A 14,735-nucleotide genomic window follows, 5' to 3' on the forward strand; every position below is an offset into this window, starting at 1 on the left:
ACTATAATGACTGTAAGTATTGATATAGGGCTTTAAGTAACTTTTGTTTGTGTTCATTCTCGCTGGTTTCTTCGACCAAGTTTTCGAGATTAATCACATAATCGGCATCCGATAGCCGTTGTTGGCAAAAGTCGCGCCATCGACGTGCTTCATTATCGGACAATGTTTCTGGGTAGTTACGAGCCCGAAAACGAAATAGCATTTCATCAATGCGCGGATCATCAAACTGCAATGCTAACGCGGCAAGATTGCGCGGTTCAGTATGGCAGATAATGTCCATTTTAGTTTTATCTGCATGACTGAAAAAACCACCGCTATACAGCATCAAATCAGGATCGGTAATTGGCTTACGATCTGACTCTAACTCAAAAACTTGATTCAGTTTTTCTCGTATTTCGGGATGGTTTTTTAAGCGTTTATATTGCTCACGCGCAAAGTCTTTATCAAACTGTAATTTTGTGGCTACCTCGTCGTCAAGTAATTTTGCAGATCCAATAAAAGGACATTTATTTAAATGGATTTGTTTTACTGGGATTGCCATCTCTGTTTCTGCTAATTCATGGCGAGGTGTGTACATACGGTCGCTGATTTCTTGAGCGGTTAACTCAAGCAGCGGTGAGATATCCATTGCTAAATTAATGCAAATAACGGCATTTTTGTTGGTAGGGTGGTAAGCCACAGGTGCAATTAAAGTGGTACAACCATTTAATGCACTGATTTTGGAGCTCACATGCACTAATGGCTGCATTTTTAATACATCAATGTGATCTGCTACCGCTTGTTTACGACGTAAATTGAAATAATAGTCATATAATTTAGGCTGTTTTTCTTTAATCAGCTTCGCCATTGCAATGGTTGCGTACACATCTGACATCGCGTCATGAGCTTTTTCATGACTTAAACCATTTGCTTGTGTTAGCAACTCTAATTTAAAACTTGGCGAACCATCTTCTTTCATCGGCCAGTTAATGCCTTGTGGACGAAAAGCATAACAAGCCCTGACTAAGTCGATAATGTCCCAACGCGAATTGCCGTTTTGCCACTCACGGCCGTAAGGATCAATAAAGTTGCGATAAAAACCATAGCGGCTAACTTCATCATCAAAACGTAATGAGTTATAGCCGACAACACAAGTGTTAGGTTGGCTAAATAAGTTGTTGATGCGACGCATAAACTCGGCTTCAGGTATGCCTTTCATGTTCGCCAATTGTGGGGTGATGCCGGTAATAAGAATGGCTTCGGGTGAAGGTAAATAATCGGGCGATTGCTGACAATAAAAGGTTTCGGGTTCACCGATAATATTTAATTCAAGATCCGTTCTAATCCCTGCAAATTGCGACGGACGATCTTTGGCTGGGTTTGCACCAAAGGTTTCATAATCGTGCCAAAATAGGCTGGGTTGAATTGCATTTGCCATAATAAAAATAAGATCCTTTTCGCGATTACTGGCATATTAACATTGATGAGCATTAAATTGATAATAGCGTGAATATTGCAAATTTTTTACTATGTTCTCAATTGGTTTGCTAGTTTCAATTTAATAAGTAAGATAAATTATACAAGTCGTATCGATTTTAAAAGGATATTGAATGCACCAACATATATTTACTCAACCCATTGTCAGTGAAATTAAACAACCCACGTTGTTGACCCTTCGCTTATTAGAGTCGGTGAGTGATTTATTGGTGTTATCTGCGATGACAAATCCTATCGCTGAATTTGTGGTCAGCCAGGTCAATGCAACTCAAGCCACATTGATTGTGCGTCATCAACCTTTTGTTGAATTGGTTTACCAGCATACGAAGCAGGTTGCAGATAAGTACGATCAGATAAGATCGCTCGGGCAAGGCACACGGTTATATCCAACACTGGGCGTAGCGCCTAGAGTGTGTATTGATCAACTCAGAAAAGGTATTACCGTTGATATACAGGCCGATGAGCATGTTTATTTTAGTCTCGATTCCCTTGCTCGCTTTGAGTTAATTTCCCTTGAGCAAGACCTGCGCATTTTAAGTGAACCCCACGCGTTAGTGATGGCGAAAGCGATTTTAGGGCGTAAATTTGATTACGATGAACCATCTTCTATGCTGGCTGTACATATTAGCGAGCTGGAACAAGTCCGACGCGATTTACGAGAATACCTTAAAGGTGAGTCGGGTAAAATTCATCCTGGTGTGTCAACTGAGCTGTTAAAGCTTGATCATTTATTGCAAAATAAGCACCAATGGTTACTCAGAACTTATCATCAATCTTTAGAGCGACCAAACTTAGGTCGCTCATCCAATGAACAACTGTGTAATATTGAACAATTGCAGCGAAAACTAGACTGTTTTGAGCTGCTAGCCCCTAAAGACGTGTCAGATATGGTGAATAAACTGTCTGATGACGAAATGTAATTTTGACCATTTAGAGCCCACTCATGCCGTATATTTGTCCTATTTGTTCTGCGCCATTAATCCTAGGCGATAAAAGTTGGGCATGCTCCCAGCGCCATCAGTTTGATTGCGCTAAAGAAGGTTATGTAAATTTATTGCCAGTACAAAAGAAAAAAACCAAAGACCCTGGCGACAACAAAGAAATGATGATCGCCAGGCGAGAATTTCTAAACAAAGGTTTTTATCAGCCCCTGAGCGACAAAGTGAATCAATTAGCGGTGCAGCATCATCCACAGGCAAAAATGCTGCTCGATATAGGCTGTGGTGAAGGGTATTACAGCCATCGTTTATTTGAAGCCATGCAGACATCTGCTGAGCATTGCGCGCTTTATGGCCTCGATATCTCTAAATCGGCTATTCGCTCAGCTGCCAAGCGATATTCTGATTTACATTTTTGTGTGGCAAGCGTTTTTGAAATGCCATTTGCTGATGACAGTATCGATCTTGCAATCCGCATTTATGCCCCGTCAAAAGTTGAAGAGCTACAAAGAGTCATGAAACCGGGTAGTACTTTAATTACCGTATCGCCTGGACCAATGCATCATTTTGCGTTGAAACAAAAGATATACAGCCAACCAAGATTACATCCGCAGGAGTCGTTGTTGCTTGAGGGGTTTAACTACCTCAAGCATGAATCATTAACGTATTCGCTTAGCCTGACACAAGAGGATGATATTCATCACTTCCTCAATATGACACCGTACGCATGGAAGTTAAGTGATATGCAAAAGCGGCAAATAATAGAGCAAGGACTCGAATGTGAAATCGATTTTAAAATCGAAATTCACCAGCGCGAACAATCTACGGCTGATTAAATCAGACAAATAACTATCTGATGCTCAAAGATAAACCGATATGTTTAATCGTCAAAAAAATATTGACCTTTCCTTGATGTTTGTTGACTTATTCTGAGAATGGTTTATAGTCTAGTTAGCTTGAAGGTTGGGCTTATATTTATGTGTTTCAATACGACCAGTTTCGTCCTGTGAACATAAGTAATACCGGCATTTTCCAGCTTTACCGCCGTTAAGGCTTTAATTATATATTTTACAGGATTTATATCATGTCTCAAGTTACTGGTGTTGTTAAGTGGTTCAACTCTGACAAAGGTTTCGGATTTATTGAGCAAGAGTCTGGTCCAGACGTATTTGTTCACTTCCGTGCTATCAACTCTGACGGTTTCAAAACTCTTGACGAAGGTCAGAAAGTATCTTTCACTGTGACTCAAGGTCAGAAAGGTCCTCAAGCTGAAAACGTTTCAGTAGTTGGCTAATATTTCTATCTAGTTTCGACTAGATATTGATAATAAGACTGTAGCATTCATGCTGCAGTTTTTTTTGTCTTTTTTTTATGATTGTCATGTTGCTCTGAAATTGGTTTACACTGGATCGCTTATCGCTTATCGCTTATCGCTTATCGTTTATCGCTTATCGCTTATCGCTTATCGTTTATCGCTTATCGCTTATCGCTTATCGCTTATCGCTTAGAAGACACAGAATTCCCGCTGAATGACCAGATAATTAGTAGAATGGCTATAATAAGTTTAAATGAGTTTTCTAAAATAACCCAAAGAGATCAGCTTGAAAGACGGATTGATCTTGAATATCAACAATGCATCTATCTGCCTAAATGTTTATGGGAGTATGCTCGCATGGATTTTTTGAGCACTGAGCCGGTAGTGTAATAGTGCCATTGCGCATTAATAAGTGAACACTCAGATTGCATCCAGCGGTTTTTGATTAAGGCGTCGCTATGTAGTAATGGTTGTTCCCTTTCAGGTGGACAATAAGGCCCGTTTAGCGGGCCTCTGTATTGGTATGGTCTATGAGAACAGCGTTTCTTCTAATGTTCTGCCTTTGAGTATAGCTTTGTATTGCCACTGCTGCTCATTGAAGACCGCCAGTAATTGAGATTCTAATTCAAAGCCACTTTGTTTATGGTATTCAATTACATATTGCTCATCACCGCTACGTTTAACTTCAATGACATTGATTAAGCTGAGTAGTTGTTGATGGAGTTTGTCCATGTCGCATGTTTGCATCGTGAGTGTAATAAAGTCAGTTGCTTGACTGGCTTTAATCGAGACCGATTGTTGTAATTGGCCTTTCTCGAGGTAGATAACATGGTCACACAGCTTTTCAAGTTCATCGAGATTATGAGAACTAATGATAAACGTTGTTTCGCCTGCTAAATTTTTTACGATTTGACGAATTTTTTTCGCATTAGCCGGGTCAAGGCCAGCCGTCGGCTCGTCAAGCAATACGATTTCAGGGGCACCAATAAGTGCTTGTGCAATCGACACGCGTTTGCTCATGCCATGACTTAAGCTTTTCGGTTTTGCTTGTGCCGAGTCGCTCAGTTCAACCAGTTCCAATACTCGTATGACTTCTTGTTTTGCATCAGTTTTGTTAAAGCCTTGCAACTGAGCAAAAAATTGTAATTGTGAAGCAATCGTAAAGTTAGGGTCTAATGCCGCATCTTGTGGCAGTGCAGATAACACGCCTTGCAATGCTTGGCTGCCGGGAGCGTGCCCAAGAATGCGAATGCTGCCATGAGTCGGTTGAATGTAACCGCATAACAAGCTAAATAATGTGGTTTTACCCGCACCATTGGGGCCGACTAATGCTATTGGTGCACCCGGTTGAAGGATTAAGCTAACATTGTCGAGCGCTAACTTATTTGGGTATTGTTTTGATAAGTTATCGCATTGAATAAGGATCATAGAGCACTCCGTTTCATTAATACATTACCCAGGGCTAAAATGACCACGGTTTGCATTAGTGGTATGGGTGAAAAAGCTAATGAGTCTAGCCCTTGAGTGTTAATCATGCTGGAGATCTGTGAGCCAGGTAATATCATGCTTAAGCCATTCAATTGCGGAAACTGAAAATTAATAATCGCAATGATGATGGACACTATTGCCCATAATATCACCGCAAATATACTGGCCTGTCTTGCCGAGTTGGCATACAAGGATAAAACAGCCATTGCAGCGGTATAAGGAAGTAGCACAATGACAAGGTTTATCATGACTAATAAGCTGGTCGTTAATGAGGGCAGTAATAGGCTAATGTCACGGGTCATTACCATCGCAATTGTAGCCAAAAGTGTGAATGTAATTAACGCGAATTGAATGAGCATTTGTCCTAGAAAACGACCAAAAAACAAACTGCTACGGCTTACTCTTAGGGTTAAAAATCGTAAGCTACCACGCTGTTTGTCTGAACTAAATTGGTCCGAGGCTATAAAAATACTGAACATTGGGAACAAGTACAATGCAGCAAGCCAAAATACTGCCAATTCAGCCACAGGCCATTCAAATAGATGTTGCAAACTACCCGGGCCAAACAAGGCTTCTGTAAACGCTTTAAAATTGGGCTGCATGATAAATTCAGATGCACTTTTGATTGGGTAAAGTAATAAAATCCCCCAAACGAGCATAAAGGCGATTAATGCAACCATGCCGCTTTTATTGGTAAAGCGTTTGGTGAGTTCATATTGAGCTAATAACCAAATGTGAGATATCCCCGATGGGGGAGTCGTAACGGGCATAAACGTTTCCTTGCTTAAGCGTTATTTTCGCTAAAAAATTAGGTTTATTGAATCAGTTTAATAAGCTTTCAAGTTGAGCTATTTTTTCTTCAAGCACGGTGACTCGTTGGTTCAGCTCATCAATACGGCTGTCTTGAGCAATACTTTGCTGCGTTTGCGCAGAGACGTGTAGATCGTCGTTACTGTTGACTTGGTGATCGTCTATATTGCCGCTAAAGCATTCCATAAAGCGACAATCTCGCTTATTAGGCTCACGTGCGAGCTGGACAACTAGTGATGTTTCACGTTGGCTTAATCCAATTAAGGCCGTTTCTACCTGGCCCACATCATTAAATTCATGTAATCGAGCAGTACGTGTTTTAAGTTCGCCAGGAGTTTGCGGCCCACGTAATAACAGCACACAAATCAGCGCAACCTCAGCACTATTAAGCTGTAACTCACTAAATTCGGTATTACAAAATCGATGTTTGTATTTAACGACACGGCTACCAAATCCTGACTGCTCACTGATTAAACGCTTTTTGTTGAGGTCGTCAATAATGGCTTGTACATCTGATTCCGTTAATGACAAGACAGGTTCACGGCTGCTTTTTTGATTGCAGGCGAGAGTTAATGAGTTAAGCGATAAGGGATATTGATCTGGTGTGGTGAGTTCTTTTTCGAGTAAACATCCTATTACTCGGGCTTCTAACGGCGATAATTCCATACACTGTCCTTATTATAAATAATCGTTATGAGTGTTGATAGCAGCTTAGAGAAGATACCCATCAGGTTACGGACTTATGTCACTCAGGCAGGTGAGCATGTAAACAAATCGAGGCAAAAATTAGTGGCGTAAGAGCCATTTTTCCGTTTAAACAATAAATAAAGCATTGCTTGAATCATAAGTGATAAACCACATGTTACTTACTCATGATTCAAGCGGTTATCGCATCTAGGTTTACATAGTGAGACGAATGCCGTCACTGTCGATGCTAATTTCACCGGCTTTAAATAAACCCCCAATGGATTTTTTAAACGCTTTTTTGCTCATACCGAGTTGGTCATAAATGATATCAGCGTCTGTTTTATCGTGTAACGGCAAGAAACCATTAGCACTGCGCAGTTTGTTGATAATCAGGCGTGCATTTTTATCTAAATCTTCTTTACCACTTTTTTGCAGTACTAAATCAATTTTGCCATCGCTGCGCATTGATTTAATGTAACCAGTCACTTTTTGGCCAAAACGAAGTTTTTGGAATACTTCATTGGTGTAAATCACGCCCCAATGCTTGTTATTAATAATGGCTTTGTAACCCAAGTCGGTTGTGCCACCAATGATTAAGTTAACCTGTTCGCCGTCGGTATAATGTGCGTCAGTTTTGTCGACAAACTTATCGAGTTTAGACGATGCCATGATGCGCTCATCGGCATGGTTTGCATGGACATAAACTAAATAAGAACGGCCTTCTTCTGCTGGTTTATGCTGCTCACCAAAGGGCAGTAGTAAATCTTTGTCCAGGCCCCAATCTAAAAATGCACCATACGGACCTGTTGCGACCACTTTTAGGTAAGCAAACTCACCGACCTGGGCAAGTGCTTTTTGAGTGGTGGCAATGACAATATCTTCTGAGTCTAAATAAAGAAAGACGTCGACCATATCACCGACATTACAACCGGTAGGGACAAATTTATTAGGAAGCAAGACCTGTCCTAGCTCTTGAGCATTTAAGTAAACCCCAAAGTTCACTTGCTTTACGACTTCTAATGAATAACGTTTACCGATTTGTATCATGAATGACTCTACTTAATAAAAGATGAAAAGGTGATTTAATCAAAATCGATTAATTATACACGTAAATCACCACTAAGTTATGTCAATTACCTTGCTGTGAAACGTTTTTTTGGTTGGCAAGATTATTGAACTCTTTCGATTGCAATAAATGTGACTTTTTATAGGAATTAATGGGTAATTTACTTGCATTACACTGCATTGCAGGTTTTAATTGCGCCGATTTTATCAAGGCGAGCGTCAGTGATATTTCAGTGTGTGAAAGTGATCTATTCATCGATTATTTCAGTAAAACACTGGCTGTGGGTACACACTGATGTTTCACCTACAATATTTGCAAGCCATGCTGATGTAAGACTAATATGTATTTACAAACAGCTTAAGCGCAGTAAAGGCGGCGAGTGGTTTTACCCTTTAATATGTAAGCTCGTTTATCCTTAAATTGTGGATTGCAACATAAAGCTTGTTGTAACGGTTGGTCAATAAAGCCCGCCGCTAATATCAACAACTTTACCTGAGACAACGCGTAGTCGTTGTCTGGATTTTAACAAGCAGCAGCACAACGCTTGCTGCTTACTTTGATACAAATACGGAAAATAATTATGTCTGATTGGTCTATCGAAGATGCTCGCGCTGGTTATAACGTGACTCACTGGAGCCAGGGTTTTTACGGTATTCGTGAAGATGGCGAAGTGACCGTGTCACCTGATCCACAAAACCCTGATCATAAAGTTGGCTTAAATGAATTAGCTAAAAATATGGTAAAAGCGGGCGTTTCGTTGCCGGTACTGGTACGTTTCCCACAAATTTTACACCACAGAGTAGAAAGCTTATGTGAAGCGTTTAACGATGCGATTACTAAGTACGAATATCAAAATGATTATTTGTTAGTTTATCCAATTAAAGTTAACCAACAACAAACCGTTGTTGAAGAAATTCTTGCCAGTCAAAAATCGAAAGAAGTCCCACAATTGGGCCTTGAGGCCGGCAGTAAACCAGAGTTAATGGCTGTACTGGCAATGGCGCAAAAAGCCAGCTCTGTGATTGTGTGTAATGGTTATAAAGACAAAGAATACATTCGCTTAGCCTTAATCGGCGAGAAGTTAGGCCATAAAGTTTACATCGTGCTTGAAAAGATGTCTGAACTTAAAATGGTACTTGAAGAAGCGTCAAAATTAGGTGTCACTCCGCGTCTTGGTCTTCGCGTACGTTTAGCGTTCCAAGGCAAAGGCAAGTGGCAGGCAAGCGGCGGCGAAAAGTCAAAGTTTGGTTTGTCGGCGGCTCAAGTATTAAAAGTGGTTGCTGAATTAAAACATGCTGACATGCTTGATTCGCTGCAGTTATTGCACTTCCACCTCGGTTCGCAAATTGCCAATATCCGTGATATTCGCCAGGGGGTGGGTGAAGCGGGGCGTTTTTATTGCGAGTTGCGCCAGCTAGGTGCCAACATTAAATGTTTTGATGTGGGTGGCGGTTTAGCGGTTGATTACGATGGTACTCGTAGCCAAAGCAATAACTCAATGAACTACGGTTTGAGTGAATACGCTAACAACATCGTCAATGTGTTAACTGATTTATGTAACGAATACGAGCAACCTATGCCACGTATTATTTCTGAATCTGGTCGTCACTTAACTGCGCACCACGCGGTATTGATTACTGATGTTATCGGCACCGAAGCGTACATGCCAGAAGTGATTGAAGCGCCGGATGAAGATGCTCCACAACTGTTACACAATATGTGGCAGTCGTGGGAAGAAATCAGCGGTGGTCATGATCAACGTGCGATTATCGAGATTTATCATGATACTCAAAGTGATATCGCTGAAGCGCATTCTTTATTTGCGGTCGGTCAATTTAGCTTAGCGCACCGTGCATGGGCTGAACAAACTCACTTACGGGTATGTCATGAAGTGAAAGGTTTGTTGAGTAATAACAACCGTTATCACCGTCCAGTGATTGATGAATTAAACGAAAAGTTAGCCGACAAATTCTTTGTTAACTTCTCTTTATTCCAATCATTACCTGATGCATGGGGCATTGACCAGGTATTCCCGGTATTGCCATTATCTGGCTTAGATAAAGCCCCTGAGCGCCGTGCTGTTATGCTGGATATTACCTGTGATTCTGACGGTATTGTTGATCAATACGTAGACGGTCAAGGCATTGAAACCACATTACCGGTACCTGCGTGGAGCGAAGAAAGCCCATACTTAATCGGCTTCTTCATGGTCGGTGCTTACCAAGAAATCCTGGGTGATATGCATAACTTATTCGGTGACACTAACTCAGCAGTTGTTCGTCTTGATCAAGACGGTGCGGCAAACATTGAGTCAGTGCTTCAAGGCGATACTGTTGCAGACGTATTACGTTATGTTAACTTAGACGCTGAAGAGTTCATGCGCACTTTTGAAGAACTAGTGACTCAACATATTGTTGAAGATGAAAGAGCCAGTATTTTAGAAGAGTTACAAGTCGGTCTTGACGGTTACACTTACTTAGAAGATTTCTAAAGCTAAGTGTAAAATAAACAGCGACAGATAAGAGGCTTAGTTATGAATAATAACTAAGCCTTTATTTATCTCTAGGGCTTAATTTATGATAGTAAAGATATAACGTAGTTGAGGATTAACCATACTGATGTTTTTTGAAGGTTCTGAAAAAAAAATTGAGCTTATAACCGCACCGACTCACGGTTCATTGCGGGCGCTTGGTTCAGATTTTTGGACTCAAATAGTCAGCCTCGCCAAAGCGGATATTATTTCGGTTATTCATAATCAATATTGCGATGCGTATTTATTAAGCGAGTCGAGTTTGTTTGTCTGGGATAACCGTATCGTCATGCTGACCTGCGGCTTGTCGACCCTGATAGACAGCTTATTGGCCATGCTCGAACATATTGGCGTCGACCATGTAGCGTTTGTGAGTTATCAGCGTAAAAATGAATATTTAGCGCATTTACAAGTTTCAACGTTTGCCGATGACATTGCCCGCTTACGTCAATATATACCCGGTACAGCGTGCCGAATTGGTCACTTAGACAGCCATCATCATTTTATTTTCACCAGTGACAAACCTTGTTTGTTAACAGTGCAAGATAACACTAGCGAACTTTTGATGTACCACATTAGCGGACCGGTCGCGCAGTATTTAATTAGCGAGAAACAATCTGAAAAAACAATTTTCCAGTTATTACAACTCGACACATTGTTTGTTGATTTTGACTATGACAGTCACTTATTTTCCCCATTAGGGTTTTCAGTTAACGGCATCAAAGATGAGCAATACTTTACCATTCACATTACGCCGCAAGAGCAGAGCTCTTATGTCAGTGTTGAGACCAATGTCGATATTAACTCACCCGATAACCCCATCGCGGCGCAATTACTGGCTTTATTGCAGCCAATTAGTTGGGACACTATCGGATTTAATACGCCCGTTATTGCATCTTCCAAGCCTAAAAATCTATGTCTAGCCCATTGTTCATACCCGATTAAGCCAGATTATCATGTCCACTTTGGCCACTTTCAGCAGCTTGATTCAGAAGTGCTGAGCCCCGATTTTATGTAACGAATTTATGTCACTCGGCGAGCGCAATGTTAGGTCTTTAAATGTTACTCCTTTTAAGAACAGGTAAAGTCCTAATTAAAAATAATTTTAAATGCTATAGCCAACGTTTAGACGTTGGCTTTTTTGTGCCTGCTCAGCGTAAAATAGGTCTAGCAAGCATAAACAAGGAAACACAATGAGTGATTTAAGTGATATTCGCCGCGAGTACACCCAAGGTGGCTTAAGACGTGGTGACTTACCTGTTAATCCAATGGCTTTATTTGAAAAGTGGATGCAGCAAGCTAAAGATGCGCAATTAACTGATCCCACCGCCATGTGTGTCGCCACAGTCGATGAAACAGGCCAACCCTTTCAACGTATTGTGTTGCTCAAGCGTTTTGACGATAACGGATTTGTGTTTTTTACAAACCTTGAGAGCCGTAAAGCCAAACAAATTGCGGTAAATAGCAAAATCAGTTTGTTGTTCCCCTGGCATCCATTAGAGCGTCAAGTTGCCGTTATCGGTGAGGCAGAACCTTTATCGATGTTAGATGTGGCCAAATACTTTATGAGCCGCCCTAAAGATAGCCAAATCGCGGCTTGGGTATCAAAGCAATCGAGTAAAATTTCAGCGCGTCAGGCTTTAGAAGGTAAATTTGCTGAAATGAAAGCCAAATATGCTCAAGGTGAAGTCCCTCTACCTAAATTTTGGGGCGGCTATTTAGTGCGCCCAAACAGCATTGAATTTTGGCAAGGTGGCGAACATCGCCTACACGACAGATTTATATACAGTAAGACTGACAGCGATTGGCAAATAGATCGTTTAGCACCTTAATCTCTGTTAATAAATAGGAGCGTTATCGCGTGATAAGCAATAAAATTTGGGTTGACGCTGATGCGTGCCCAAATGCCGTAAAAGACATGTTATTTCGTGCCTCAGAGCGTAAATCGATTCAATTAGTATTGGTGGCTAATCAATTGATTAAAGTGCCAATCTCTCCATTGATTTCGATGATTAGAGTGAGCTCGGGCTTTGATGAAGCCGACAATTATATCGTTGAGCAAGTTAACTCGGGTGATTTAGTTATCACTGCCGACATTCCGTTGGCTGCTGATGCGATAGAAAAGGGAGCGTTAGTACTAAACCCTCGTGGTACGGTTTACACCACAGAAAATATTAAACAAACGCTAACCATGCGTGATTTTTGGAAGAAATGCGCAGTAGTGGGATACACACTGGTGGCCCTAATAGTTTCTCTCAAGCGGATAAACACGCGTTTGCGCAGGCATTAGACAAATGGCTGGCTAAAGTAAAATAATGGCAATTGTCTCATTGAATAAACCGTCATCTATACTTATTTTGTAGTGACTTAACGTGTTATTGATAACAAAAGGACGACAAGATGAAAATACTATTACCTTTGTTCGCTGCTGGGTTGTTAAGTTTTCAGGCCATGGCAGGCGATTGGCAAATTAATCAAGATCATTCTCGTGTGAGTTTTATATCGATAAAGAAAAATGATATCGCTGAAATACACCATTTTAAACATGTTGCTGGTTCTTTAACCCAAGCCGGTGCCTTTGCATTAACTATCGATCTCAACTCGGTTGATACAGGCATTCAAATTCGTGATGAACGCATGCAAACAATTTTGTTTGAAGTGGCACAATTTCCACAGTTAAAAGTTGACGCAGTGATTAACCCTAAATTACTTATGGGGATGAAAGTTGGCGACACCTTAACCACACAAATAAATGCCACTGTTGAAATGCACGGTAAAAAACAAAAGAAAAATATTGATGTGTTAGTTGCGAAATTGTCAGACAACAAAATGGTAGTGAGCAGTTTTGCGCCAATGATCGTTCAAGCCGATGAGTTTAATTTTGTTACAGGTGTCGAAAAACTAAGAGAAATTGCTGGTTTACCCAGTATCAGTTTAGCGGTGCCTGTGTCATTTGTGCTAACCTTAGCGCAATAACAGAACACCATGAGGCAATGGCTTTTGGTTATGTAAACCTAAGCCATAGCCCATTAAATAATCGTACATAAAGGTGAAATAACATGGTTACCGATAAAGACGGATATATGCATTTAATTCAGTATTTAACTGAACATTTAGGCTTGTTTGAAGGGCCTGAAATTAATGCGGCCGCCACGGAGACCGTGATGGAGCTCTTTGAAGAACAGTTGTCTGCGCAGATTATTATGGTATGCGGTCAAAACCCGCAATTGTCTTTCGCACAACGTAATATGGTGATCCGTGAAATTGATGCGATAGTTTATGATTTAGAAGAGATTTTAGCTTCGGTAGCAAATCAACAAGCAACCGCAGAACAAAGTATTTTTATTACTGAGTTTTCTGGGTTAATTAAAAATTTATTTGATCAAGAAATTGATCATTTATTGCGTTAAACGTAATACTTTTACCGCGTTAAAGAAATTTGTGGATGTGTGGAATAGACATGTTTAGAAAAATAGCAATTGTTGTAGCATTGAGTTTTTTATCATTACCGGTTTTTGCCAATAGTAAAACGATAATCCGCCAAGTTGAAGAGATGACAGTCTCGCAATCTGAACTCATTTATCAAGCACGGATTGACACAGGAGCAGTGAATACGTCTTTACATGCTGTGGATATAGAGATTATTGGTGGTTCTGCTGAAACAATGGAAGGCAATATAGGTAAACTGGTCGAGTTTACAACAGAAAATGAGCAGGGCGATCAACAACGTCTTCAAGCTGAAATCGTGAAAGTGTCCACAGTCAAAAATGCTTTAGGAACTGAAAGCCGATATACCGTTAAATTAGAAGTGGGCTTTGCCGATAGCTTACAGCCATTGTACGTTAATTTGCGCGATCGCAGCCATATGGATTACAAGTTGTTGATAGGCCGTAACTTTTTAAAACAAAAATATGTCGTTGATGTGGCCTCTAAAAAAACAATCGGCCCTGTTGCTCAGCTTAGCATTAAGCAAATTGGTTTAGTTTATAACACTCGTATCGATACTGGTGCCGGGCAAAATTCTTTGCATGCCGTTAACATCAAGGTTGAAAATGAAGATACGCAAGTGATGGAAAACAACATCGGCAAAATGATCCGTTTTGATACTGAAAACGAAAATGGTGAAACCGTTAGCTTTACCACACGCATTAGGGGCGCTACGTTAATTCGAAATGCTCAAGGATCCGAAATTAGATACACCGTTAGGTTAAGCATTGGCGAACCTTCCAAGGAGTATTTTGTCGATGTTAATTTAACAGATAGAAGTCAAATGGGTTATAAACTGCTTATAGGCCGAAATTGGTTACAAGGCCATTATGTGGTCGATATGTCTCTACCGCATAAATCTATTTAAGACTAACGTTGTTCAAAAGCGAATGTTATTCGAAAATGTTATTAAAAAAACCGTTCTTGTTGAGCGGTTTT

Annotated in this window: 15 protein-coding genes and 1 pseudogene; 11 read left to right on the forward strand and 5 right to left on the reverse strand. The window is 40.5% G+C overall.

The genetic code is table 11. The features are described 5' to 3' along the window. Position 1: 1 nt before the first annotated feature. Positions 2-1,417 carry an exodeoxyribonuclease I gene (gene sbcB, locus GQA99_RS02235; protein ID WP_160052235.1) on the reverse strand — a complete coding sequence of 472 codons (1,416 nt, stop codon included), beginning with the start codon at positions 1,415-1,417 and terminating at the stop codon, positions 2-4. 172 nt (positions 1,418-1,589) lie between these two features. Here sbcB and GQA99_RS02240 point away from each other — a divergent pair, with 172 nt between their 5' ends. The 4 genes from GQA99_RS02240 (at position 1,590) to GQA99_RS02255 (ending at position 3,922) form a co-directional block, all read left to right on the forward strand. Continuing rightward, positions 1,590-2,396, forward strand: coding sequence for a hypothetical protein (locus tag GQA99_RS02240; protein ID WP_160052236.1), 807 nt, complete (start codon positions 1,590-1,592; stop codon positions 2,394-2,396). Positions 2,397-2,419: 23 nt separating this feature from the next. Then, positions 2,420-3,250, forward strand: a complete 831-nt coding sequence (gene rlmA, locus GQA99_RS02245) for a 23S rRNA (guanine(745)-N(1))-methyltransferase (protein WP_160052237.1) — start codon at positions 2,420-2,422, stop codon at positions 3,248-3,250. Positions 3,251-3,498: 248 nt separating this feature from the next. Further along, positions 3,499-3,708, forward strand: coding sequence for a cold-shock protein (locus tag GQA99_RS02250; RefSeq protein ID WP_011496716.1), 210 nt, complete (start codon positions 3,499-3,501; stop codon positions 3,706-3,708). Positions 3,709-3,757: 49 nt separating this feature from the next. Further along, a complete protein-coding gene (locus GQA99_RS02255) occupies positions 3,758-3,922 on the forward strand; it encodes a hypothetical protein (RefSeq protein WP_160052238.1) in 165 nt (54 codons plus the stop codon). Positions 3,923-4,257: 335 nt separating this feature from the next. On the opposite strand, the gene GQA99_RS02260 is transcribed toward GQA99_RS02255, so the two are convergent. The 4 genes from GQA99_RS02260 to GQA99_RS02275 form a co-directional block, all read right to left on the reverse strand. Continuing rightward, positions 4,258-5,157 (reverse strand): ABC transporter ATP-binding protein, encoded by a 900-nt coding sequence (locus GQA99_RS02260; RefSeq protein ID WP_160052239.1) that lies wholly within the window; start codon positions 5,155-5,157, stop codon positions 4,258-4,260. Further along, on the reverse strand, positions 5,154-5,987 hold the full coding sequence (locus GQA99_RS02265; protein ID WP_160052240.1) for an ABC transporter permease: 834 nt from the start codon (positions 5,985-5,987) through the stop codon (positions 5,154-5,156). The genes GQA99_RS02260 and GQA99_RS02265 overlap by 4 nt, the downstream gene beginning before the upstream one ends. A gap of 52 nt (positions 5,988-6,039) precedes the next feature. After that, positions 6,040-6,693 carry a YceH family protein gene (locus tag GQA99_RS02270; RefSeq protein WP_160052241.1) on the reverse strand — a complete coding sequence of 218 codons (654 nt, stop codon included), beginning with the start codon at positions 6,691-6,693 and terminating at the stop codon, positions 6,040-6,042. A gap of 234 nt (positions 6,694-6,927) precedes the next feature. Beyond that, the gene (locus GQA99_RS02275) at positions 6,928-7,761 is read right to left on the reverse strand and encodes a CvfB family protein (protein WP_160052242.1); all 834 of its coding nucleotides are present in this window, start codon (positions 7,759-7,761) and stop codon (positions 6,928-6,930) included. 599 nt (positions 7,762-8,360) lie between these two features. On the opposite strand from GQA99_RS02275, the gene speA reads away from it, so the two are divergent. From speA to GQA99_RS02310, 7 genes and pseudogenes are all read left to right on the forward strand, one after another. Next, positions 8,361-10,271, forward strand: a complete 1,911-nt coding sequence (gene speA / locus GQA99_RS02280) for a biosynthetic arginine decarboxylase (protein WP_160052243.1) — start codon at positions 8,361-8,363, stop codon at positions 10,269-10,271. A gap of 127 nt (positions 10,272-10,398) precedes the next feature. Then, complete coding sequence (locus GQA99_RS02285) at positions 10,399-11,328, forward strand: adenosylmethionine decarboxylase (protein ID WP_160052244.1); 930 nt, start codon at positions 10,399-10,401, stop codon at positions 11,326-11,328. A 175-nt stretch (positions 11,329-11,503) separates the two neighbouring features. After that, a complete protein-coding gene (gene pdxH, locus GQA99_RS02290) occupies positions 11,504-12,142 on the forward strand; it encodes a pyridoxamine 5'-phosphate oxidase (RefSeq protein ID WP_160052245.1) in 639 nt (212 codons plus the stop codon). An 86-nt stretch (positions 12,143-12,228) separates the two neighbouring features. Continuing rightward, a pseudogene (locus GQA99_RS02295) lies at positions 12,229-12,626 on the forward strand (YaiI/YqxD family protein). Between the two features lie 84 nt (positions 12,627-12,710). Continuing rightward, a complete protein-coding gene (locus GQA99_RS02300) occupies positions 12,711-13,286 on the forward strand; it encodes a YceI family protein (RefSeq protein ID WP_160052246.1) in 576 nt (191 codons plus the stop codon). A gap of 83 nt (positions 13,287-13,369) precedes the next feature. Further along, positions 13,370-13,720 (forward strand): DUF3802 family protein, encoded by a 351-nt coding sequence (locus GQA99_RS02305; protein WP_160052247.1) that lies wholly within the window; start codon positions 13,370-13,372, stop codon positions 13,718-13,720. A 50-nt stretch (positions 13,721-13,770) separates the two neighbouring features. Then, positions 13,771-14,664: a putative ATP-dependent zinc protease gene (locus GQA99_RS02310; protein WP_160052248.1), complete on the forward strand. Its 894-nt coding sequence runs from the start codon at positions 13,771-13,773 to the stop codon at positions 14,662-14,664. The last annotated feature ends 71 nt before the right edge of the window (positions 14,665-14,735 follow it).

Source organism: Shewanella litoralis (assembly GCF_009828585.1).
GTDB lineage: Bacteria > Pseudomonadota > Gammaproteobacteria > Enterobacterales > Shewanellaceae > Shewanella > Shewanella litoralis.